The organism is Saccharopolyspora dendranthemae (genome assembly GCF_007829955.1).
GTDB classification, from domain to species: domain Bacteria; phylum Actinomycetota; class Actinomycetes; order Mycobacteriales; family Pseudonocardiaceae; genus Saccharopolyspora; species Saccharopolyspora dendranthemae.
In genome coordinates this window covers 999,520-1,021,028 of the sequence record NZ_VIWX01000001.1, presented here as the reverse complement: position 1 = coordinate 1,021,028, position 21,509 = coordinate 999,520, and the positions used below count along the sequence as shown (strand labels likewise).

The 21,509-nt window shown below is 70.2% G+C and carries 19 protein-coding genes and 1 pseudogene; 14 read left to right on the top strand and 6 right to left on the bottom strand.

Annotated features, from left to right (window positions below; all coding sequences use genetic code 11):
* Nucleotides 1-2: 2 nt before the first annotated feature.
* The 3 genes from FHU35_RS04595 to FHU35_RS04585 form a co-directional block, all read right to left on the bottom strand.
* On the bottom strand, nucleotides 3-383 hold the full coding sequence (locus tag FHU35_RS04595) for a roadblock/LC7 domain-containing protein (RefSeq protein WP_186459251.1): 381 nt from the start codon (nucleotides 381-383) through the stop codon (nucleotides 3-5).
* Nucleotides 380-2,563, bottom strand: a complete 2,184-nt coding sequence (locus FHU35_RS04590; RefSeq protein WP_145737105.1) for a sensor histidine kinase — start codon at nucleotides 2,561-2,563, stop codon at nucleotides 380-382. Before FHU35_RS04590 ends, FHU35_RS04595 begins: the two co-directional genes overlap by 4 nt.
* A gap of 445 nt (nucleotides 2,564-3,008) precedes the next feature.
* Nucleotides 3,009-4,028 (bottom strand): polysaccharide deacetylase family protein, encoded by a 1,020-nt coding sequence (locus FHU35_RS04585; protein ID WP_145737104.1) that lies wholly within the window; start codon nucleotides 4,026-4,028, stop codon nucleotides 3,009-3,011.
* A gap of 315 nt (nucleotides 4,029-4,343) precedes the next feature.
* On the opposite strand from FHU35_RS04585, the gene FHU35_RS04580 reads away from it, so the two are divergent.
* A complete protein-coding gene (locus FHU35_RS04580; RefSeq protein ID WP_246110066.1) occupies nucleotides 4,344-5,789 on the top strand; it encodes a putative glycoside hydrolase in 1,446 nt (481 codons plus the stop codon).
* Between the two features lie 48 nt (nucleotides 5,790-5,837).
* Here the strand turns inward: FHU35_RS04580 and FHU35_RS04575 are convergent, their stop codons facing one another.
* Entirely contained in the window at nucleotides 5,838-7,064 is a 1,227-nt protein-coding gene (locus FHU35_RS04575) for a cytochrome P450 family protein (RefSeq protein ID WP_145737102.1), read from the bottom strand.
* A gap of 327 nt (nucleotides 7,065-7,391) precedes the next feature.
* Between FHU35_RS04575 and ggt the strand changes: the two genes are divergently transcribed.
* From ggt to FHU35_RS04545, 6 genes are all read left to right on the top strand, one after another.
* The gene (ggt, locus tag FHU35_RS04570) at nucleotides 7,392-9,170 is read left to right on the top strand and encodes a gamma-glutamyltransferase (RefSeq protein WP_145737101.1); all 1,779 of its coding nucleotides are present in this window, start codon (nucleotides 7,392-7,394) and stop codon (nucleotides 9,168-9,170) included.
* 169 nt (nucleotides 9,171-9,339) lie between these two features.
* Nucleotides 9,340-9,885, top strand: coding sequence for a peptide deformylase (gene def, locus FHU35_RS04565; RefSeq protein ID WP_145737100.1), 546 nt, complete (start codon nucleotides 9,340-9,342; stop codon nucleotides 9,883-9,885).
* 2 nt (nucleotides 9,886-9,887) lie between these two features.
* The gene (gene fmt, locus FHU35_RS04560) at nucleotides 9,888-10,811 is read left to right on the top strand and encodes a methionyl-tRNA formyltransferase (RefSeq protein WP_145737099.1); all 924 of its coding nucleotides are present in this window, start codon (nucleotides 9,888-9,890) and stop codon (nucleotides 10,809-10,811) included.
* Nucleotides 10,808-12,217 (top strand): RsmB/NOP family class I SAM-dependent RNA methyltransferase, encoded by a 1,410-nt coding sequence (locus FHU35_RS04555; RefSeq protein ID WP_145737098.1) that lies wholly within the window; start codon nucleotides 10,808-10,810, stop codon nucleotides 12,215-12,217. The genes fmt and FHU35_RS04555 overlap by 4 nt, the downstream gene beginning before the upstream one ends.
* 7 nt (nucleotides 12,218-12,224) lie before the next feature.
* Nucleotides 12,225-12,677, top strand: coding sequence for a nucleoside deaminase (locus tag FHU35_RS04550; RefSeq protein ID WP_145737097.1), 453 nt, complete (start codon nucleotides 12,225-12,227; stop codon nucleotides 12,675-12,677).
* A 105-nt stretch (nucleotides 12,678-12,782) separates the two neighbouring features.
* The gene (locus FHU35_RS04545; RefSeq protein ID WP_145737096.1) at nucleotides 12,783-13,190 is read left to right on the top strand and encodes an OsmC family protein; all 408 of its coding nucleotides are present in this window, start codon (nucleotides 12,783-12,785) and stop codon (nucleotides 13,188-13,190) included.
* 84 nt (nucleotides 13,191-13,274) lie between these two features.
* Here the strand turns inward: FHU35_RS04545 and FHU35_RS04540 are convergent.
* Nucleotides 13,275-14,491 (bottom strand): annotated as a pseudogene (locus FHU35_RS04540) (IS3 family transposase).
* Nucleotides 14,492-14,720: 229 nt separating this feature from the next.
* On the opposite strand from FHU35_RS04540, the gene FHU35_RS04535 reads away from it, so the two are divergent.
* The 7 genes from FHU35_RS04535 (at nucleotide 14,721) to FHU35_RS04505 (ending at nucleotide 21,019) form a co-directional block, all read left to right on the top strand.
* Complete coding sequence (locus FHU35_RS04535) at nucleotides 14,721-16,139, top strand: amino acid permease (protein WP_145737095.1); 1,419 nt, start codon at nucleotides 14,721-14,723, stop codon at nucleotides 16,137-16,139.
* Nucleotides 16,140-16,220: 81 nt separating this feature from the next.
* The gene (gene rpe, locus FHU35_RS04530; RefSeq protein WP_145737957.1) at nucleotides 16,221-16,901 is read left to right on the top strand and encodes a ribulose-phosphate 3-epimerase; all 681 of its coding nucleotides are present in this window, start codon (nucleotides 16,221-16,223) and stop codon (nucleotides 16,899-16,901) included.
* 34 nt (nucleotides 16,902-16,935) lie between these two features.
* Entirely contained in the window at nucleotides 16,936-17,955 is a 1,020-nt protein-coding gene (gene ribD / locus FHU35_RS04525) for a bifunctional diaminohydroxyphosphoribosylaminopyrimidine deaminase/5-amino-6-(5-phosphoribosylamino)uracil reductase RibD (protein ID WP_145737094.1), read from the top strand.
* Nucleotides 17,956-18,004: 49 nt separating this feature from the next.
* Complete coding sequence (locus FHU35_RS04520) at nucleotides 18,005-18,664, top strand: riboflavin synthase (RefSeq protein ID WP_145737093.1); 660 nt, start codon at nucleotides 18,005-18,007, stop codon at nucleotides 18,662-18,664.
* Nucleotides 18,661-19,959 carry a bifunctional 3,4-dihydroxy-2-butanone-4-phosphate synthase/GTP cyclohydrolase II gene (locus FHU35_RS04515; protein WP_145737092.1) on the top strand — a complete coding sequence of 433 codons (1,299 nt, stop codon included), beginning with the start codon at nucleotides 18,661-18,663 and terminating at the stop codon, nucleotides 19,957-19,959. The genes FHU35_RS04520 and FHU35_RS04515 overlap by 4 nt, the downstream gene beginning before the upstream one ends.
* A 125-nt stretch (nucleotides 19,960-20,084) precedes the next feature.
* Nucleotides 20,085-20,585 (top strand): 6,7-dimethyl-8-ribityllumazine synthase, encoded by a 501-nt coding sequence (ribH, locus tag FHU35_RS04510; RefSeq protein WP_145737091.1) that lies wholly within the window; start codon nucleotides 20,085-20,087, stop codon nucleotides 20,583-20,585.
* Entirely contained in the window at nucleotides 20,582-21,019 is a 438-nt protein-coding gene (locus tag FHU35_RS04505) for a PH domain-containing protein (RefSeq protein WP_145737090.1), read from the top strand. Before ribH ends, FHU35_RS04505 begins: the two co-directional genes overlap by 4 nt.
* A gap of 72 nt (nucleotides 21,020-21,091) precedes the next feature.
* Here FHU35_RS04505 and FHU35_RS04500 read toward each other — a convergent pair whose 3' ends face one another.
* Entirely contained in the window at nucleotides 21,092-21,466 is a 375-nt protein-coding gene (locus FHU35_RS04500; RefSeq protein ID WP_145737089.1) for an FKBP-type peptidyl-prolyl cis-trans isomerase, read from the bottom strand.
* Between the last annotated feature and the right edge of the window lie 43 nt (nucleotides 21,467-21,509).

Genomic DNA, 21,509 nt, shown 5'->3' with positions numbered 1-21,509 from the left:
CATCACCGCCGTGCCGGGGTGGCCAGGTGCGAACCGACCCGCTCGAGCAGCTGCTCGAGCTCCGCGGCGACCAGCTCCAGATCCGCGTTCGCCGAGACGACGACCAGCAGCCCGGTGCGCTCCGCCGCCTGCCCGAGCATCAGGAACGCGTCCTCGCTCTCGATGAGCGTGCTCCGCACGGCCCCGGAACCGGTGTGCGCGCTCGCGCTCGCCACCATGCTGTTGATCGAAGCGCCCAGCGCGGCCAGCGCGTCGGCCTCGCTCTCCGGCATTCCCGAGAACGCGGTCGGCAGGCCGTCGGAGGAGAACAGGACCAGGCCTCTGACGTCGGAGACCTGGCGGTGGAAATCGTCGAGCAACCAGTTCAGATCGTCGCGGGTCACGAACGTCCCTCCTGTTGAGAACGGGCTCGCTGGATCTCGTTCATGAACGACACCGCCCCCGACCGGCGCTTGACCTCGTCGGAAGTCGTTGTCCCGGAACCGGATTCGGCCTGCGTTTCCGGTCCCGACTTGAGCCGCGCGAGGGTCGTGCCGCGCTTGCGCTGCGGCAGGCCGCCGGCCACATCTGGCTCGCCTGCCGACGACGTGCTGTGGGGCCTGCGGTGCATCCGGATCGTCGCCTCACCGCTGCGCTCGCGCTTCGCGGACACCTGGCCGGAGATGATGTCGCCCGGCAGCACCACCGAGGCGCGCGTTCCCGAGCTCTCGCCGGGGTGCAGGCTGACGGCGATGCCGCGCCGCTGCGCGAGGCGGCTGACCACCACGAGGCCGAGCCGGACGTCGTCCTGCACCGAGGTCGCGGTGAAATCCGGTGGGGCGGACAGAGTTCCGTTGATCCGCTCGCGGTCGGCGTCCTTCATGCCCAGGCCCCGATCCTCGACGTCCACCCGCACGCGGCCGTCGTCGGTGGGCTCGACCAGGACCAGGACCGACGAGTCCGGCGGGGAGAACCGGGTCGCGTTGTCCATCAGCTCCGCCAGCACCCGGATCGTGTCGGTGACCGCCGGGCCCTTCACCGCCACCGGAGGCACCGCGCGGACGTTGATCCTGGTGTAGTGCTCGGTCTCGCCGATCGCCGACTGGACGACCTTGCTCAGCGGCACCGGATCGCGCCAGCGGCGACCCGGGCGGTCGCCGGCCAGCACCCGCAGGTTCTCGATCTTGCGCCGCAACCGGGTCACCGTGCTGTCGACCTGGAGCAACCGCCGCAGCTTCGCCGGGTCCTGCTCGTCGTGCTCGGCGGCGTCGACCAGCACCATCGCCTGCTGGACGAGGGTCTGCTGCCCGCTCGCGATCGCGGCGATGGCGCTGCGGAACGCGGCGTGCGTCGCGGCCTCGTTGATCGTGGCGTCGATGGTCGCCCGCTGAGAGACCTCCATCGCATCGGCGACCTGGCCGATCTCGTCGCGGCCGAAGTCCAGCTTGCCGAGGTCGGCCTCGGCGTCGACCCGCTTGCCGTTCCTGGCCCGCTGCAGGATCGGCGGCAGCAGGTCGTTGGTGCGGTGCAGCACCGCGTCGCGCAGCCCGGCCAGGCGTTGCAGGACCTGCTCGGCGAGGCGGATGTTGCGCCGCGAGTACCACCAGCAGACGCCCACCACGGCGACCGCGACCAGCACGACCAGGATCGTCCAGACGAACTTCGAGTAACTCTTGGTCATGCCCAGCGTGATCGCGTGATCGGACTGGGTCATCGACAGCGCGTTGAGCTCCCGGCCCACGGCCTCGGTGTCGGCGCGCCAGGAGCGCTGCTGCTCCGGAGACATCGCCTGCACGCCGGGCGCGCCCGCCGCGATCAGCTGATCCTCGGCTGTGGTGAGCCGCTGCCACGCCGCCGATCGGGTCAGCTCGTCGTACTGGGCGCGGACCTGAGGGGCGGCGTGCGCGCTCTCGGTGCGAATCCGGCTGCGGTAGGTGAACACGCGCTCGGCGAACGCGTGGTGCTCGCCGACCTCGAAGCGGCCCGAGTCCACGGCGGAGCCGCCGATCATCGCCGCGCGTCGCATCAGATCGGAGGCGCGCAGCAGCTCGGTCGCGGTGATCCCGTCCTGGGTGACCTGGATGTCGTGGGCCAGCCGGGACTGGGTGTCGAAGAGCTCGATGCCGGAGTCGATGACCGAGTTGAAGTAGTCGACGGTGGCGCGGCGGTTGAGCGGACCGTCCGCGAGCAAGCGACGCTGCGGCAGTTCCCCCACCCGGCGCTGCAGATCCGCGGTCTTCTCCGCGATCGGCCCGGGCGCGTAGCCGACCAGCGATTCCAGCGTGCTGTTGAGCTCGGCGACGTCGCGGTCGGTCGTGGCGCGCGCGTTGGCCAACTGCGCGGGCGGGACCCCGTCGCGCACCGAGAGGTCGCGTTCGTTCTGCAGCGCCGCGAAGGTCCGCATCGCCGAGGTTCCGGCCTCCTGGGCCGCGACCCCGATGCGCCAGACGACGAAGGACTCGACGCCTTGCGGGACCGTCGACGACAGCAGCACCACCGACAGCAGCGCGATCGGCAGCGTGAGCGCGCGCGAGAGCCGCCTCTTGATGGTCCGGTGATGAGTTTCGGCGTCCTGAGACGTCACCAGCGGAAACCCCCCTCCGGTTTCAGCAGCGATGATGACCCGCGGACGCTAACAGCTCAGCAACCCTGCGTGGTGGGTATTCGCGGCCGTGTCAACACATGTGACACGTTCATACCAACGCGGGCAACGTCGTGGTCACGATCCGCATGCGGAACCGCAAAAATCTCCACTAACGGGCAACCTCCGCGGCCGACTGAGGCAGAGGCCCGTCAGGGGTGGTGCTCGCCCGGCCCCAGTTTTAGTCCAAACCGAGCCATGATCATGCCCGAAATGTCGGCTCAGTTTGGACTAAAACTGGGACCGGCCTCATCGGGCGCCCCGTGCGGAGCGTCCGTGCGGGGTTTCGCGCCTCTGTTTCTTCTCGGTTTGTGGTGTGGGTGGGGTGGGGAAGTTTTCATGAAAACTTCCCCACCCCACCCACACCACCCGACGGCCTGCTCGGGGGTCAGTAGCGGTGCAGTGCGGGTGCGTTGGGGGACGGCTGCGTGGTGACGGAATTGGGTGCGGAGGTCTTCGCCGGGTCGCCGTCGGAGGTGTAGCGCGATTCCGGAGCGGCGGCCAGCTTGTCCAGCCACGCCGTCGAGCCGTAACCGGCGTCCTCGCCTGCCGGTCCCTGCGAGCGGATGCGCGGGATGTTCGTCGGATCGAAGTCGGTGGTGAACGGCGACGGAGCCGGGTTCGAGCCCACCAGCATCACGCTCGTGTGGTGGTAGGTGACCCCGTCCGCCGAACCGTCGGCGGCCAACGGCTCCTCGTCGGGATGCATGCCCAGCGGCAGCGCGATCGAGTCGACCCGCAGTCCCGGCACCGCATCGGTGATCACGCGCTGCATCCCGGCGATCTCCTGCTGCGCCTCCGCGGAGGAGACCTTGCCGAGGTTCGGGTGGTTCACGGTGTGGTTGCCGATCTCGAAACCGTTGTCGTGCAACCAGGTGAGACTCCGCCGTCCGGTGGGCTCCTCGAACGGCGGGTTGAACACGTACATCGTTGCCACTGGCCGGAAGCCCGGGTTGGCCTGCGCGACGGAGAGCAGGATCCCGACGGCGGACTCCGGAGCCGGGTTGCCCGCAGGGTCCACTGTGAACTGAGACGTGGATCCGTCGTCGAAGGTCAGCACGACGGGGTGCTTGCCCGCCGGGATGTCGATCTTCCCCGAGGCGTACTCGGTGGCCGTCACCGGAACGTAATCCTCGTGGACGAGCCTTTCCAGCTCGGCGCGGAAATCGCCAGGGGTGCGGTCGTAAACGCTGCTCGGAGTGGGCGTGATGCGGTGGTACATCAGCACCGGAACGTCCCCGAGCTCGTTGGCCCCGACCGCGGCCGGGTCCGGTGGCGGCGGGGGAGCGGGTGGCGGTGCTGGAGCAGCAGGCGGCGGAAGGGTGGTCGCGTTGGGTGCGCTGCAAGCGGCGACTGCGAACAACGTCGCGAGCGCCGCAGTGCGAACCGTGGTTCTCAAGGACAACATCGGAACCAACGGTATAGATCCGGTTCCGATACCGGGATACTCCAACTGGCCAATTGATCTAGCCCGTTCCGACTGCGACAGTGGTTTTCCGGCCGCGCGGTAGTGGCCGGAACCCAATTGTCCAGCAAGGAAATTCGTGCACCGCGCGAGTTCGCCTAAGTCGGGGAGGCGAAACCGATGTCGGATGCTGCTTCAGCGCGCGCCCGCATCAAGGCCATCAGCGGCGGAATGCCCAAATATGTCGCAATCGGAGTGGGTACCGCACTGGTCCTGCTCCTCGGTTTCCTACTGTTACGCGCACTGTCCACTGAGGACGTGAAGATCACTGGTTTGGCTCAGCCGGTGAACACCGATGCCGAGGTGGGTATTCAGGGCGTGAACAACGCCAAGATCTCGGTTGACGGAAGGGAAGTCGCCGCGCGGCAGGTGCCAGGCGGTTTGACCGTGGGATCCGCCGGTCTTCCGGAGGGCAAGCACGAGTTGGTCGTCGACGCACCGCGCAGCATCTCCTGGCTCGGTTCAGACACCACGAGTCACGAGTTCACTGTGGACAACACGCCACCGGAGCTCCAGGTCGATGACTCGCTGCGACCGGACGGGCCGAATCGCCCGGTCACCGTCAACGGCAAGGCCCACGGTGCCGAGCGCGTCGAGGTCGCCGGCAAGCAGGTCAAGACCGACCCGCAGGGTTCCTTCAGCCTCGTGGTCGACAAGCCGGACCGCGACGTCAAGGTCGTGGCCACCGATGCCGCGGGCAACAGGGCCGAACGGGTCATGACCGTCCACATCAAGCACCCGGGCATGCGGGCGGTGCACGTCACCGGCATGGCCTGGACCAGCGACTCGCTGCGCGAGCCGATCCTGGAGATGGCGCGGCAGGGCAAGATCGACACCGTCGAGCTCGACCTCAAGGACGAGAGCGGCGAGGTCGTCTACGACTCGGCCGTCCCGACCGCGCACCAGATCGGCGCGGTCAAGGGCTACTACAACGCCCGGGAGGCCCTCGACCAGTTGCACGGCATGGGCGTGCGGGTCGTTGGCAGGCTCGTCGCGTTCAAGGACCCGATCCTCGGCGCGGCCTCCTGGAACAGCGGTCACCCCGAGCGGGTCGTGCAGACCTCCGGTGGTTCGCCCTGGTCCAGCGGTTACGGGGAGTTCGCCTTCACCAACTTCGCGGACCCGGCCGTGCGCCAGTACAACGTCGACATCGCCGCCGAAGCCGCCCAGCTCGGGTTCGACGACGTGCTCTACGACTACGTGCGCCGGCCGGACGGTCACATGGATCAGATGCGCATCCCGAACCTGGTCGGCACTCCGGAGACGGCCATCGCCGACTTCCTGCGCCAGACCCAGACCGAGGTGCGTTCGCGCGGAGCCCTGCTGGGTGCCTCGGTCTTCGGCATCGCCGTCGACCGGCCGACCGAGATCGCCCAGGACATCCGGCAGATGTCGCAGTACGTCGACTACATCGCGCCGATGGTCTACCCGTCGCACTGGGCGGAGGGCGAGTTCGGGGTCGCCAACCCCAACACCCAGCCCTTCGACATCGTGCAGCGGTCGCTGGCCGAGTTCGCGAAGGTCGTCGAGGGCACGGACGTGCAGATCATCCCGTGGCTGCAGGACTTCAGCCTCGGAGCGTCCTACGGTCCGGCCGAGGTCGCCGCGCAGATCGACGCCTCCCGCAGCAACGGCATGAACTCGTTCCTGCTGTGGGCGCCGAACTGCCGCTACCACGACGCGGCCCTGACACCGACGGGCTGAGAGCGGGACGGGCCGTTCGTCCTGGTGGACGGACGGCCCGTCCCGCTCTCAGGCCTCGGCCGGGGTGGGGATCGCGAACAGGTCGACGTGGCCGTTGGAGATGAACGACGGTCGCTGCCGCAGTTCGCCGAACGCCGCGGTCAGCCGGGGGAAGCGGTCGAACAGCGCGGACAGCGCGATGCCGGCTTCCAGGCGGGCGAGCTGGGAGCCGACGCAGAAGTGCACGCCGTGGCCGAAGCTGAGGTGCGCGGTGTCGGCGCGGGCCGGGTCGAAGAGATCGCCGTCGGGGTAGTGCGCGGGGTGCCGGTTGGCCGCGAGCAGGCCGGCCACGATCGGCTCGCCCGCTCGTATCGTGTCGCCGCCCGGGATCGCGATGTCCTCGACGGCGAAGCGCAGTGGCAGGTTCGCCAGTGGCGCCTGCCAGCGCAACGCCTCCTCCACGACGTCCTCCCAGCTCACCTCGCCAGCCCGGAGCGAGGCGAGGTGCCTGGGCTCGGTGAGCAGCTCGGCGATGGCGTGCCCGATCAGGTTCACGGTCGTCTCGTGACCTGCCGAGAACATCAGCATCAGGGTGTCGGTCAGCTCGCCGTCCGACAGGCGCGTGCCGTCCTCGTCCCGCATCGCCAGCAGATCGCTGGTCAGGTCATCGGCCGGATTCCGCCGCCGCGCCGCGACGTGCTCGCCGAACAGCCGGTACAGCGTCTCCATCCCGGTCACCATCTGCTCCGGGGTCGTGGTGGTGCTGAAGAACAGCTCCACGAGCCCGCGCATCTCGTCTAGGGCGTCGCGGCCGGTGATGCCGAGCAGCGAGCTGATCACCGCGACGGGCAGCGGGTTCGCGAAGTGCGCGCGCAGGTCGACCGCGACCCCTGGTGGCGCGGAAGCGACCTCGTCGAGCAGGCCGGCGGTGATCGACTCGATGTGCGGACGCAGGTCGCGGATGCGGCGGGCGGTGAACGCAGGCGCGATCAGCGCGCGGAGCCTGCGGTGATCGGCACCGTGCGAGTTGAACATGTTCCGCATCGAGACCCAGGTGTGCAGCGGCCAGTCCGCGGGCAGATCGCGATATCCGGGCCAGTGCCGGTGCGGATCCTTGGACACGCGGGTGTCGGCGAACAGGGAGCGGAGCACCACCGGATCGGTGACCAACCACGCCTCGACGTCGCCGGGCAGCGACACCCGGGTCGTCGGGCCTCGCGCGCTGAGCCGCGCTGCCTCCGCGTGCAATTCGCGTCCGGTGGGATCGAGCGGGTACGGGCAGGTGGAAGGTTCCATCGCTGGGCTCCGTCACGTCGTTTCAGCACGCCGGGATGGCGCGAAACCATCATGGAGCGATCGCAATTCGTCCGGTGAGCAGTGTCGGAATGAAGCTCCGTTCAGACGCGTCGGTCGCCGACCCGTCCGATGCGCGACCAGAACGCGGCGGGGCGTTCGCCTCGTCGGGGGAGTCGACCGGTCCGTTCGCCACGCGTGCTGGAAACTGCACTGGAATCGCCGCCGAGGTCTGGATCTTGAGGCCGCCGGTGATGTATCCCCATGCATGGGCGGCGCGCGGTTCAGCGGCCTGCTCCAACAGCAGAAGACGCAGGAGGTTCGGAGACGATGCGGTCGAGCGTTCGGGTCGGGTTGAGCGTGCTCGGGGTGTGCGCGCTGGTGGCACCGGTGGCGCAGGCGGCTCCTGCCAAACCTCCCAAGCAGGCCGAGGCCGTCGGTTTCGGCGGCGCCGTCTCCAGCGTCGACCCCGATGCCACCGAGGCCGGTCTTGAGGTCCTGCGCCGCGGAGGCACCGCCGCCGACGCGGCCGTGGCCACCGCCGCGGCGCTGGGAGTCACCGAGCCCTACTCCGCGGGCATCGGTGGTGGCGGGTACTTCGTGCACTACGACTCCGCGACCGGCGAGGTCGAGACGATCGACGGCCGCGAGACCGCGCCCGCCTCCGCGCGCGAAGACCTGTTCCTGGAGAACGGGCAGCCGATCCCCTTCGACCAGGCCGTGACCAGCGGGCTCGGCGTCGGTGTCCCCGGCACGCCGCTGACCTGGCAGCGCGCCCTGGACCGATGGGGTCGCGAGGACCTCGGTGAAGTCCTGCGGCCGGCCGAGGAGTTGGCGCGCGACGGGTTCGTCGTCGACGAGACCTTCCGCTCGCAGACCGCCGACAACCAGGACCGCTTCAGCGCCTTCCCCGCCACCCGCGACCTCTTCCTTCCCGGCGGGCAGCCGCCCGAGGTCGGCAGAGTCCACCGCAACCCGGACCTCGCCCGGACCTACCGGCAGCTCGGCACCGACGGCGTGCGAGCGCTGTACTCCGGTGACATCGGCGCCGACGTCGTCTCCACCGTCAACCACCCGCCCGTCGACCCGGCCGCCGGGCGCCACGTCCGGCCCGGCGCCATGACCGCATCGGACCTGCAGGACTACCGGGCCCTCGACCAGGACCCGACCCGCTCCGGCTACCGGGGCCTCGACGTCTACGGCATGGCGCCCTCCGGCTCCGGCGGCACCACCGTCGGCGAAGCGCTCAACATCCTCGAGCGCGGTGATCTCGCCGCCGCCGACGAGGCCGGCTACCTGCACCGGTACCTGGAAGCCAGCAAGCTCGGGTTCGCCGACCGCAACCGGTGGGTGGGCGACCCTGCGTTCTCCGACGTGCCCACCGAAGGACTGCTCAGCGACGAGTTCGCAGCCTCCCGCGAGTGCCTGATCAGCGACGACGCCGCACTGCCCGCTCCGGTCGAGGCCGGCGACCCCACGACTCCGCAGGACTGCGCGGGCGGACGCGGTGGCCGCGAGCCCTACGAGGGCCCCAACACCACGCACCTGACCGTCGCCGACGCCAGCGGCGACGTCGTCTCCTACACGCTGACCATCGAGCAGACCGGCGGCAGCGGGATCGTCGTGCCGGGGCGCGGATTCCTGCTCAACAACGAGCTCACCGACTTCAACTTCACCCCGGTCACCCCCGGCGAGCCGGACCCGAACCTGCCCGGACCGTCCAAGCGGCCGCGCAGCTCCATGAGCCCGACGATCGTGCTGCGCGACGGCAAGCCCGTGCTCGCGCTGGGAAGTCCCGGCGGGGCGACGATCATCACCACCGTGCTGCAGACGCTCACCGGGCGGCTGGACCGGGGGCTGTCGCTGGTCGACGCGATCGCCGAACCTCGCGCCTCGCAGCGCAACAGCGCCACCACCGACGCCGAACCGGCTTTTCTCGCTCAGCCCGAGGCGGCGAAGCTCGAAGCGCTCGGGCACCGGTTCGAGCCCACCGACGAGATCGGCGCCGCCACCGGCGTCGAGCTCCTGCCCGACGGACGCTGGCTCGCCGCGGCGGAACCGCAGCGCCGAGGCGGCGGTGCGGCCGGAGTCGTCGTCCCCGCGCCCTGACGGGAACATCGCGACCAGGCACTACGCGCCGAGCGCGGGGAGCGGCCGAACCTCGCGCGAAATCCGGAACGGGACGCGCCGCGGCGAGGCCGGCGCGGTGGGTCGGGGCGGGATGCCGGGTGCGACGACTAGACTCGTCGGGTCGTAGTCGACGTTTCAGGGAGACCAGGTGACCGTCCAGCCGATCAGACTCTTCGGCGACCCCGTCCTGCGCACCAAGGCCGACGAGGTGGTCGACTTCGACAAGGAGCTGCGCACCCTCGTCAAGGACCTCTGGGACACGATGGAGGACCAGGGCGGAGCAGGGCTCGCTGCGCCGCAGCTGGGTGTGAGCCTGCGCGTGTTCACCTACCACTGCGACGGCTTCGCCGGGCACCTCATCAACCCCACCTGGACCGCCGTCGGCGACGAGGGGCAGCTCGGCGAGGAGGGCTGCCTGTCCATCCCCGGCATGTCCTGGGACTGCTTCCGCCACAAGCACGTGGTCGCCCGCGGCTGGAACCTGCACGGAGAACCTGTCGAGGTCGAGGGCACCGACCTGCTGGCGCGCTGCGTCCAGCACGAGAGCGACCACCTCGACGGCGTGCTGTTCCTCGACCGGCTCGACGAGGAGACCCGCAAGGCCGCGATGCGGGAGATCCGCCAGGCCTCCTGGTTCGACGGCGCCGTCCCGGTCATGAAGCAGAACCCGCACCCGCTGTTCGGAGGGCACTGACGATGCGCGTGGTCTTCGCCGGAACCCCGGCGCCCGCGGTCCCCGCTCTGCGAGCGCTGATCGACTCCGACCGGCACGAGGTCGCCGCCGTCGTCACCCGCCCCGACGCGCCCGCGGGTCGCGGCCGCAAGCTCGTGCGCTCACCCGTCGGCGCGCTCGCCGACGAGCACGGCATCGAGGTGCTCACGCCCGCCAAGGCCTCCGAACCGGAGTTCCTGGCGCGGCTGCGCGAGATCGGCCCCGACTGCTGCCCGGTCGTCGCCTACGGCGCGCTGCTGCGCGAGGAAGCGCTGTCCATCCCCGAGCACGGCTGGGTCAACCTGCACTTCTCGCTGCTGCCCGCGTGGCGCGGCGCCGCGCCCGTGCAGTCCGCGATCCGGCACGGCGACGAGATCACCGGTGCCAGCACCTTCCGCATCGTCCGCGAACTCGACGCCGGTCCCGTCTTCGGCGTCGTCACCGAGCAGATCCGCTCCACCGACACCTCCGGCGAGCTGCTGGAACGGCTCTCGATCTCGGGTGCCGGGCTGCTGGCGGCCACGCTCGACGGCATCGAGGACGGCAGCGTCCGCGCCGAGGAACAGCCCACCGACGGCGTCAGCTACGCGCCGAAGGTCACCGTCGACGACGCCAAGGTCGACTTCACCGCACCCGCCGCGGCGGTCGACCGGCTCGTCCGCGCCGTCACCCCGGAGCCCGGGGCGTGGGCGCTGCTGGGCGAGGACCGCTTCAAGCTCGGCCCCGTGACCCTCACCGACGAGAAGCTGCCGCCCGGCGAGATCAGGGCCGAGAAGCGGCGGGTGCTGGTGGGCACCGGCACGACCGCGGTCGCGCTCAGCGACGTGCAGGCGGCGGGCAAGAAGCGCATGGCCGCCACCGACTGGGCCCGCGGAACACGCATCGAGCAAGGAGAAAAGCTCCAGTGAACGAACGCCGCCGACGGCCCTCCCGCCCGTCGAAGGCCCGACCGCCGCAGCGCAAGGCCAACCCGCGACCGGTCGACGTCGACCCTGTGCGGCTGGTGGCGGTCGAGACGCTGCGCGCGGTCCGCGAGCGCGACGCCTACGCGAACCTGGCGCTGCCGCCGCTGCTCAAGCAGCGCCGCTTGTCCGGCCGCGACGCGGCGCTGGCCACCGAGCTCACCTACGGCGCCTGCCGGGCGAAGGGCCTGCTCGACTCGGTGATCGGCGAGTGCAGCAGCCGCCCGCTGTCCGAGATGGACCCGAAGCTGCTGGACGCGCTGCGCGTCGGGGTGTACCAGATCCTGCGCACCCGGATTCCCGCGCACGCCGCTGTCGCCTCCACTGTGGACATCGTTCGGTTCGAGAACGGTTCGAAGCTCTCCGGTTTCGCCAACGCCGTGCTGCGGCGTGCCGTGGAGCTCGATGAGCAGGAGTGGGTCGACAAGCTCGCGCCGGACCGCTCCAAGGACCCCATCGGCTACCTGGCGACCAAGCACGCCCATCCGAAGTGGATCGCGCAGGCCTTCGCCGACGCCCTCGGGCTCGACGAGCTCGAAGAAGCGCTGGCCGCCGACGACTCCCGCCCAGCGGTGCACCTGACCGCTCGGCCCGGCGAGATCAGCTCCGACGAGCTCGCCGCCATCACCGGCGGTGACCCGGCGCCCTACTCGCCCTACGGGGTGCGGCTCGAATCCGGCGCCGGCGACCCGGGCGACCTGGAACCGGTGCAGGAGGGCTTCGCCGTCGTCCAGGACGAGGGCAGCCAGCTCGTGAGCCTCGCGGTCACCCGACCCGAGGTCGACGGTTCGGACCTGCGCTGGCTCGACCTGTGCGCCGGACCCGGCGGGAAGGCCGGGCTGCTCGGAGCGCTGGTCACCCTCGACGGCGGCACGCTGGACGCCGTGGAACCGGCCCAGCACCGAGCCGAGCTCGTGCGCAAGGCCACCGAGGGCCTGTCGGTCGCCGTGCACACCAGCGACGGCCGCGACCCCGGGCTGGAACCCGGCTTCGACCGCGTGCTCGTGGACGCCCCGTGCACCGGGCTCGGCGCGCTGCGGCGCCGCCCGGAGGCGCGCTGGCGGCGTCAGCCCGGCGATGTCGGCGAGCTGACCAAGCTGCAGCGCGAACTGCTCACCTCGGCGATCCGGCTCACCCGGCCAGGCGGCATCGTCGGCTACGTCGTGTGCTCGCCGCACCTGCCCGAGACCGAAGGCGTGGTGGCCGACGTCGTGCGCCGCACCGGCGTCACCCAGCTCGACGCCCGCGAGCACTTCCCGGACGTGCCCGACCTCGGCGACGGTCCCGGCGTCCAGCTCTGGCCGCACAAGCACGGCACCGACGCGATGTTCTGCGCCCTGTTCCGGGTCTGACGAAGGGATGTCCGAAGTGGACTACCGGGAGTGGTTGAAGGTCGCCGTCGAGGAGGCCGAGACCGGCCTGGCTTCCGGTGGTATCCCCATCGGTGCCGCGCTCCTCGGCCCCGGCGGGGAAGTGCTGGGGCGCGGCCACAACCGGCGGGTGCAGGACGACGACCCGTCGGTGCACGGCGAGACCGCCGCCTTCCGCAACGCGGGCAGGCAGCGCTCCTACGGCGGCACCACGATGGTCACCACGCTCTCGCCCTGCTGGTACTGCAGCGGCCTGATCAGGCAGTTCGGCATCGGCCGGGTCGTCATCGGTGAGGCCCGCAACTTCCACGGCGGGCACGACTGGCTCGTCGAGCACGGAGTCGACGTGGTCGTGCTCGACGATCCGGGCTGCACCCGGATGATGGCCGATTTCATCGCCGCGCATCCGCGGCTGTGGAACGAGGACATCGGCGAGGACTGAGACCGTCGTCTCAGGTGGAACAACGCCGGGTGCGGCCCGGTTGACCGCAGCGCGCCCGGTCGATGAGGGTTGGGCGGCCCAGAGATCCGACGACAGGTGGTTCGAATGTCCTCCACTCCGGTCGAAGTGACCCGCACCGGCGAGCACACGTTCACCGCGACCAACTCGCGCGGTGCCGAGGTCGCCGTCGGTCGCGACGGAGCTCCCGGCGCGTTCACCCCCGGCGAGCTGCTGCTGGCCGCCGTCGCCGCGTGCTCGGCGGTGACCAGCGAGAACCTCTTCGTCCGGCGCATCGGTGAGGACGGCGAGCTCGTCGCGCGCGCCGACCGCACCAAGACTCCCGAGGACGAGCACAAGTTCGCCGAGATCCAGGTCTCGCTGGAAGCCGACCTCGAGGGCGTCGAAGACCGCGACAAGCTGATGAACGCGGTCCAGCGCGCCATCGAGAAGTACTGCACCGTCAGCCGCTCGGTCGAGGAGTCCACCCCCATCGACCTCACCCTCCCGCGCTGAGTGACCTCACCAGTTCCCAGTTTTAGTCATAACCGAGCCATGATCATGTCCTGGGGTTCCCCCGTGGGGGTGGACACCGGGTTTTTATGCGGCGTGTAGATCGACTGTAGTGGTCGTGGTGTGTTGTTCGTGGTGGATGGGGCTGTGGTGGCCGAGGGCGGAGTGTCTGCGGTGGTGGTTGTAGTAGGCGATCCACCGGAATATGTCTTGTCGTGCTTGGGTTTCGGTGCGCCAGAACGATCGGCCGGGGGCGAGTAGTTCGCGTTTGAGGGTCGCGAAGAACGATTCGGCCAGGGCGTTGTCGTAGCTGGATCCGACCCTGCCCATCGACCGTTGGATGCCGTGTTGGTCGCAGAGATGTCCGAATTCGGCGCTGGTGTATTGCCGGCCGCGGTCGCTGTGGAACACCACCCCGTCGACCCGCCCACCTCGGGTAGCGATGGCGGATTCGAGTGCGTCGCAGACCAGCCCGGCGGTCATGTGATCGGCCAGTGACCAGCCCACGAGCCTGCGCGAGGACATGTCGATCACCGTGGCCAAATACAGATACCCGCGCCCCAACGGCAGGTAAGTGATGTCGCCGCACCACTTCTCATCCAGCCGGGTGGCGGTGAATTCCCGGCCCACCAAATCCGGTGCCGGGGCCGCTTGAGCGTCGGGCCGGGTGGTGCGCTGGTATTTCCGCTGGTGACGGCCCACGATGCCGTGCTCGGCCATCAACCGTTCCACCCGTTTGTGGTTGACCAGCCGGCCCCGCGAGCGCAGTTCCATCGTGATCCTCGGCGCCCCGTAAGCGCCGTGGTGTTGGTGGTGGATCTCGCGGATCTCCGCCACCAAGGCCTCATCCTCACCGACCTTGGATTGCCGGGCCGATTCAGCCTTCAACCAGGCATAATAGCCCGACCGCCAGAGTCCCAGGACAGTGCAGATCCGCTGGATGGCCCACCGGCCGGAATGGGCGGAGATGAACCGGTAGCGGAGGGTCATCGACCCATCTCCTTGGCGAAATACGCGGCTGCCGTGCGCAGAATCTCGCGTTCCTCTTCCAGCTCGGCCACCCGTTTCCGCAGCTCAGCGAGCTCCACATCCTTCGCTGCCTCGCTGGGTTGCACCACGCCCGGCTCCTGGCCCGTATCGGGCTCCTCGGTGTCCATGCGGGCCTTTCTAACCCACACCCGCAACGTCTCGGCGTTGAGTCCCAGCTCCCGGGCCACGTGATTCACACTGCGCCCCGAATCAGCCACCAACGCCACCGCGTCCCGCTTGAACTCCTCCCGAAACTTCGACTTCCTCCGCGTCACCAAAAGACACTCCTCCCCAGACCCGCAGGCCCAGAATCAGGGTGTCCAGACCCACGGGGGAACCCCAGTCCGAAATGTCGGCTCAGTTTGGACTAAAACTGGGATGCTCCCGGAGGAGTGCTCGCGGGCGTTGACAACGCTTCGACAACCTCGGGGCTCGTGATCGAGTGCGCGTCGTAGGGTGCTCGGACGTCCGAAACGGTCGGGCGACGAGCAGGAGGCAGCACAGGTGGTAGAGGACACCGCACCGGCACAGCCGTCCGGGTTGCGCCGGGCGCTCTCCGGGCGCCAGGTCGGCATGATCGCCATCGGCGGCGCCATCGGGACGGGGCTGTTCCTCGGATCCGGCCTGGCGATCTCCATCGCCGGGCCCGCGGTGATCATCGCCTACGCGGTCGCGGCCTTCGCCGCCCTCGCGCTCGCCTACGCCCTCGCCGAGATGGTCGTCGTGCACCCCGAAGCCGGCGGCTTCGGCGCGGTGATCCGCGAATACCTCGGCGGCCTGCCCGGTTTCATCTCGCGCTGGATCTACTGGGCCGCCCAAGTGGTCAACATCGGCAGCGAGGTCATCGCCGCCGGCCTCTACCTGCAGTTCTGGTACCCGGCGCTGCCGCTGTGGGTTCCGGTCGTGGGCTTCTCCGCGCTGATGCTGGCGGTCAACCTCGCCGCCGTGCGCTTCTTCGGCGAGTTCGAGTACTGGTTCGCCATGATCAAGGTCATCACCATCGTGGTGTTCGTGGCCCTCGGCATCGTCTACATCGTCTTCGGCCTGCCCGGTCACGCGCCCGCCGGTGTCGGGGCGCTGACCGACCACGGCGGGTTCCTGCCCAACGGTCTCGGCGCGGTGTGGCTCGCGCTGACCGTGGTCACCTTCTCCTACCTGGGCACCGAAGCGGTGTCGATGACCGCCGCCGAATCCCGCGACCCCGCCCGCGACGTGCCGCGCGCCGCCCGGAGCACCGTGCTGCGGCTCGCGCTGTTCTACGTGATGGGCATGCTCGTGGTCGTCTCGATCCTGCCGTGGGACCAGATCTCCTCGTCCGAGGACGTCACGCAGAGCCCCTTCGTGCGGCTGTTCAGCATGGTCGGCATCCCCGCCGCGGCAGGGATCATGAACTTCGTGGTGCTCACTGCGGCCCTCTCGGCGATGAACACCAACCTCTACCTGACCGCCCGCATGACCCACTCGCTCGCGCTCGACGGGTACGCCCCCCGGTGGTTCGCCGGAGTCAGCCGCAACGGGGTCCCGCGCCGCGCGCTGGTGCTCTCGGCGGTGGGCCTGGCGCTGGCCGCAGCGCTGGCGGTGTTCGCCGAGGAGAGCGCGTTCCCGCTGCTCATCGGCCTGGCGCTGTTCGCGGCGCTGGTGGTGTGGCTGATGATCTTCGCCTCGCACCTGGTCTTCCGGCGTCGCCGCGCGGCCCAGGGGCTCGACCCCTCGCCGGTCCGGTTGCCGGGCGCTCCGGTGACCACCGTGCTGGCGATGCTGTTCGTCGCGGCGGTGCTGCTCACGACCCCGTTCACCGAGCAGTTCAACACCGCGTGGAAGGCCGGCGTGCCGTTCCTGATCGTCCTGTGCATCGCCTACTACGCGATCAACCGCACGAAGCCGGGCTTGACCGAGAAAGGCGCCCCCGGCGACCGTTCGTGACGGGGCCGCCTCCATCGGAGGAGGGCGTGAGGTCGGCGCCCTCGCGGGGGATTTAAACTCGCGCATGTGTCGAACCAGCCGATGATCGCGCCCTCCATCCTCTCCGCAGACTTCGCCCGGCTCGCCGACGAGATCTCCGCCGTGGGCGGAGAACCCGGCAAGGGGGCCGACTGGCTCCACGTCGACGTGATGGACGCGCACTTCGTGCCGAACCTCACGCTCGGCCTGCCCGTCGTGGAGTCGATCCTCAAGACCACGGACATCCCGGTCGACTGCCACCTCATGATCGAGAACCCGGACCGCTGGGCGCCGGGTTACGCAGAGGCGGGCGCGCACAACGTCACCGTGCACGTCGAGGCCGCCCACGACCCGGTCAACCTCGCCAAGGACCTGCACGCCGCGGGCGCCAAGGCCGGCCTGGCGATCAAGCCGGGCACCCACTTCGACGACTACGTCGAGCTGCTCAAGCACTACGACACCCTGCTGGTGATGTCGGTCGAGCCGGGCTTCGGCGGCCAGAAGTTCATGGCCGAGGTCCTGGACAAGGCCCGCAAGGCCCGTCAGCTCGTCGACACCGGCCACCTGAAGCTGCTCGTCGAGATCGACGGCGGCATCAACGCCGAGACCATCGAGCAGGCCGCCGAAGCCGGTGTCGACTGCTTCGTGGCGGGCTCGGCGGTCTACAACGCCGAGGACCCGGCGCAGGCCATCGAGGCGCTGCGCGGGACCGCCACCCCGGCCTTCACCCAAGCCCGGGCCTGATCACCACCGCCGCGCATCGCCCGAGGAGCACGCCATGACCGCTGAGGTCGAGCAACGGGCGATGCGCGCCGCGATCGAAGCGGGGGAGCGGGTTCGCGGCACCACCAGCCCGAACCCGCCTGTCGGCTGCGTGATCCTCGACGCGCGCGGCGAGGTCGCCGGGGTCGGCGCCACCAGCCCGCCCGGAGGCCCGCACGCCGAGGTCAACGCGCTGCGCGAAGCCGGTTCCCGCGCCGACGGTGGGACCGCCGTGGTCACCCTCGAACCCTGCGCGCACACCGGCCGCACCCCGCCGTGCGCCGAGGCGCTGCGCGCCGCCGGGATCGCGCGGGTGGTGCACGCGGCCTCCGATCCGAACCCGTCGGCCTCGGGCGGTGCCGCGATCCTGCGGGCCGCCGGAGTCGACGTCCACAGTGGTCTGCTCGCCGACGAGGTCGCGAAAGGGACGCTGCGGGCCTGGTTGCACTTCGTCCACACCGGACGCCCGCACGTGACGTGGAAGTACGCGGCCACGTTGGACGGACGGTCGGCGGCCGAGGACGGCACCAGCAAGTGGATCAGCTCGGCGGAGTCCCGAGCCGAGGTGCACCGGGTGCGCGCCGCGATGGACGCCATCATCGCCGGGACCGGGACGATCCTCGGCGACGACGCGCAGCTGACCGCCCGCGACCCGGACGGCACCCTGCTGGAGCGGCAACCGCTGCGGGTCGTCATCGGCGACCGCGACCTCCCGCCGGGCGCCCGCGTGCTCGACGACGCGGCCGACACGCTCCGCCTGCCCGGCGGTGACCCCGCCGCGGCGCTGGCCGAGCTCGCCGAGCGCGGCGCGGTCGACGTGCTGCTGGAAGGCGGGCCGACCCTGGCGGGCGCTTTCTGGAATGTGGGACTGGTCGACCGCGTGCTGGCCTACATCGCACCGGCTCTGCTGGGATCGGGACCCGCAGCCCTGGGAAATGCCGGGGTGGGAAGCATCTCGCAAGCATGGCGGTTGCGAATCGAAGAGACGACGATGAGTGGCCCGGACGTGCGCATCAGCGCGGTCCCGCAGGACTGAGTCCTTGAGCGGCGGGCAACGAGGCCCGCAGGGCAGGCAGGAGGCAGCAGTGTTCACCGGGATCGTCGAGGAACTCGGCACCATCGAGTCCGTGGAGCCCCTTGAGGACGGCTCGCGGCTGACCATCCGCGGTCCGGTGGTCACCCAGGACGCGAAGCACGGCGACTCGATCGCGGTCAACGGCGTGTGCCTGACCGTGGTCACCGCCGAGGGCGGCGCGTTCACCGTCGACGTGGTCTCCGAGACGCTGCGCCGCTCCTCCCTCAAGCACGTCGACGCAGGTGAGCGGGTCAACCTGGAGCGCGCGATGGCGCTGGGGGAACGCCTGGGCGGGCACATCGTGCAGGGGCACGTGGACGGCACCGCCGTGCTGCGCGACACCGACCAGGCCACCGGGCTGACCTCCTTCGACCTTCCCAGCGGCCTCGCGCACTACCTGGTGGAGAAGGGTTCGATCACGATCGACGGCGTGTCCCTGACCGTCGTCGAGGTCGCCGACGGCGAGCCCGCGCGGTTCTCCGTCGCGCTGATCCCCACCACCAAGGAGCTGACCACCTTCGGCCGACGCGCCGCAGGTGACGAAGTGAACATCGAAGTGGATGTGCTGGCCAAGCACCTGGAAAGGCTCTCCGCGGCTCAGCTGGCTCAGCAGAACCCAGGTGCACCCGCGGTGACGGGGGACAATGGCGGCAGCAGGGAGGCGCGATGAACCCCGAGGACGAGGTTTCGGAAACGGTGAGCACGAAGAAGTTCGACACCATCGAGCGGGCGTTGGCCGACATCGCGGCCGGCAAGGCCGTGATCGTCGTCGACGACGAGGACCGCGAGAACGAGGGCGACCTGATCTTCGCCGCCGAGAAGGCGACGCCTGAGCTGGTGGCCTTCATGGTCCGCTACACCTCGGGCTACATCTGCGTGGGCATGCCCGCCGAGGACTGCGACCGCCTCGACCTGCCCCCGATGTACCACTCCAACCAGGACCGCAAGGGCACCGCCTACGCGGTCACCGTGGACGCGGCGGAGGGCGTGACCACCGGGATCTCCGCGGCCGACCGCGCGCAGACGCTGCGGGTGCTCGCCGGCGCCGAGGCCACGCCGAAGGACCTGACGCGCCCCGGCCACGTCGTGCCGCTGCGCGCCCGCGACGGTGGCGTGCTGCGGCGCCCCGGGCACACCGAGGCGTCGGTGGACCTGTCGCGGATGGCCGGGCTGCGGCCGGCGGGCGCGCTGTGCGAGATCGTCAGCCAGAAGGCCGAGGGCGACATGGCCCGGCGCGACGAGCTGGAGGTCTTCGCCGACGAGCACGACCTCGCGCTGATCACCATCGCCGACCTGATCACCTACCGCCGCCGCTTCGAGAAGCAGGTGGTGCGCGTCGCCGAGGCCCGCATCCCGACCGTGCACGGCACCTTCCGGACCTTCGGCTACGACAGCACGCTCGACGGCATCGAGCACCTGGCGATGGTCTACGGCGACATCGGTGACGGCGAGGACATCCTGGTCCGGGTCCACTCCGAGTGCCTGACCGGCGACGTCATCGGCTCGCTGCGCTGCGACTGCGGCCCGCAGCTGGACGCGGCGATGCAGCAGGTCGCCGAGGCCGGACGCGGTGTTGTGCTCTACATGCGAGGCCACGAGGGCCGCGGCATCGGCCTGATCCACAAGCTGCAGGCCTACCAGCTGCAGGACGACGGGGCCGACACCGTCGACGCCAACCTGGAGCTCGACCTGCCGGTGGACAGCCGCGACTACGGCCAGGGCGCGCAGATCCTCTGCGACCTGGGCATCAAGTCGATGCGGCTGCTGACCAACAACCCCGCCAAGCGCGTCGGCCTGGAGGGCTACGGCCTGCGGATCGTCGATCGCGTGCCGCTGCCGATCCGCCCCAACCCGGAGAACATCCGCTACCTGCGGACCAAGCGCGACCGGATGGGCCACGTGCTGGACAATCTGGACGACGGCGAAGACTCCTCCATCTCCGGAGACACGGGCGTGACGGCCTGAGGTTCGTCGAAGCAGCAGGAGCTCTTGAGAACAGCACCTCAGGGGAACCGTGATGCGACCCGGCCACGAGAAACCTCCGGCCGCGACGCAACCACCACTGAAAAGCGCGGAGAGGCGGACAAGACATGAGCGGGGAAGGCAGGCCGCGGGTCAGCGTGCCTGAGGCCGGTGACCTGAAGGTGGGCATCGCGGCGATCCGGTGGCACGAGCACCTGGTCGATCAGATGCTCGACCGCGCCGTCGAAGCGGCCAAGGAAGCCGGCATCGCCGAGCCGACCGTCGTCCGCGTGCCGGGCTCGGTGGAGCTGCCGGTCGTGTGCCAGCAGCTGGCGCACTCGCACGACGCGGTCGTCGCGCTCGGCGTGGTCATCCGCGGCGGAACCCCGCACTTCGAGTACGTGTGCGACTCGGTCACCCAGGGCCTGACCCGGGTGTCGCTGGACGAGTCCACTGCGGTCGGCAACGGCGTCCTGACCTGCGACACCCTGGAGCAGGCCGAGGCACGAGCCGGGTTCGTCGACTCGGTGGAGGACAAGGGCTTCGAGGCGACCGCGGCGGCGCTGGAGACAGCGCTCGTGCTGCGGGGCCTGCGCGTCGGCGCCGACGGCGACCGGGGGTTCCTGTGAGCACCGGGACCGTGGACGTGCGCCCGCGCAAGGTGCGCCGGGTCGCGATCCCGCTCGCGATCCTCCTGGTGGGTGTGTTCGCGCTGGTCGGAACGCTGCTGCGGAGCACTCCGACCGGCGTGGTCTTCAACGTCTCCGACCAGATCGCGATGGGTTTCCTGGGCTTGCTGCTGGCCTCCGGCGTGATGCTGCTGACCAGGCCGCGGCTGCGGGCCGACGCCGAGGGCCTGGAGGTCCGCAACATCATCGGCACCCAGCGCATCCCGTGGCAGCTCGTGCAGGGCGTCACGTTCCCCGACGGAGCGCCGTGGGCGCGGGTGGAGCTGCCCGAGGACGAGTACGTCCCGATCATGGCGGTCCAGGCCACCGACGGGAACCACGCGGTCACCGCGATGCGCGAGCTGCGCGAACTCCGCCGCTCGATCGACGCCTGACCCGCCCCGAGACCACGAGAGCCCCGGTGATCGCGCACGCGATCGCCGGGGCTCTGCACACGTCCGGCGAGGTCAGCCCGCGGAGACGAGGTCGCAGACGAAGACGAGGGTCTCGTTGGGGGCGATGACGCCGGGCACGCCGCGCGGGCCGTAGCCCATGTGCGGCGGGATGGACAGGCGACGGCGGCCGCCGACCTTCATGCCCTGCAGGCCGCGGTCCCAGCCCTCGATGACCATGCCGGAGCCCAGCTGGAGCTGGAGCGGCTGACCGCGGTTCCAGCTCGAATCGAACTCCTCGCCGGTGCTGTGCGACACGCCCACGTAGTGCGCGGCCACGTTGTCGCCGGCCTTCGCCTCGGCACCGTCGCCGACGACGATGTCCTCGATCACCAGGTCGGCCGGCGGCTCACCGGTGGGGGCCTCGACGACGGGCTTCTCGTTGCTCACGAAAGTGCTCCTAGAGTTCGGAAACTTCTCACCGACCATTGTG

Bases quoted from the DNA above. Each gene is read 5' to 3' on its own strand.
- FHU35_RS04585 (WP_145737104.1), bottom strand. From the start codon at position 4,028: ATGTTGTCCTTGAGAACCACGGTTCGCACTGCGGCGCTCGCGACGTTG.
- FHU35_RS04575 (WP_145737102.1), bottom strand. From the start codon at position 7,064: ATGGAACCTTCCACCTGCCCGTACCCGCTCGATCCCACCGGACGCGAA.
- ggt (WP_145737101.1), top strand. From the start codon at position 7,392: ATGCGGTCGAGCGTTCGGGTCGGGTTGAGCGTGCTCGGGGTGTGCGCG.
- fmt (WP_145737099.1), top strand. From the start codon at position 9,888: ATGCGCGTGGTCTTCGCCGGAACCCCGGCGCCCGCGGTCCCCGCTCTG.
- FHU35_RS04550 (WP_145737097.1), top strand. From the start codon at position 12,225: ATGTCCGAAGTGGACTACCGGGAGTGGTTGAAGGTCGCCGTCGAGGAG.
- FHU35_RS04545 (WP_145737096.1), top strand. From the start codon at position 12,783: ATGTCCTCCACTCCGGTCGAAGTGACCCGCACCGGCGAGCACACGTTC.
- rpe (WP_145737957.1), top strand. From the start codon at position 16,221: ATGATCGCGCCCTCCATCCTCTCCGCAGACTTCGCCCGGCTCGCCGAC.
- ribD (WP_145737094.1), top strand. From the start codon at position 16,936: ATGACCGCTGAGGTCGAGCAACGGGCGATGCGCGCCGCGATCGAAGCG.
- FHU35_RS04515 (WP_145737092.1), top strand. From the start codon at position 18,661: ATGAACCCCGAGGACGAGGTTTCGGAAACGGTGAGCACGAAGAAGTTC.
- ribH (WP_145737091.1), top strand. From the start codon at position 20,085: ATGAGCGGGGAAGGCAGGCCGCGGGTCAGCGTGCCTGAGGCCGGTGAC.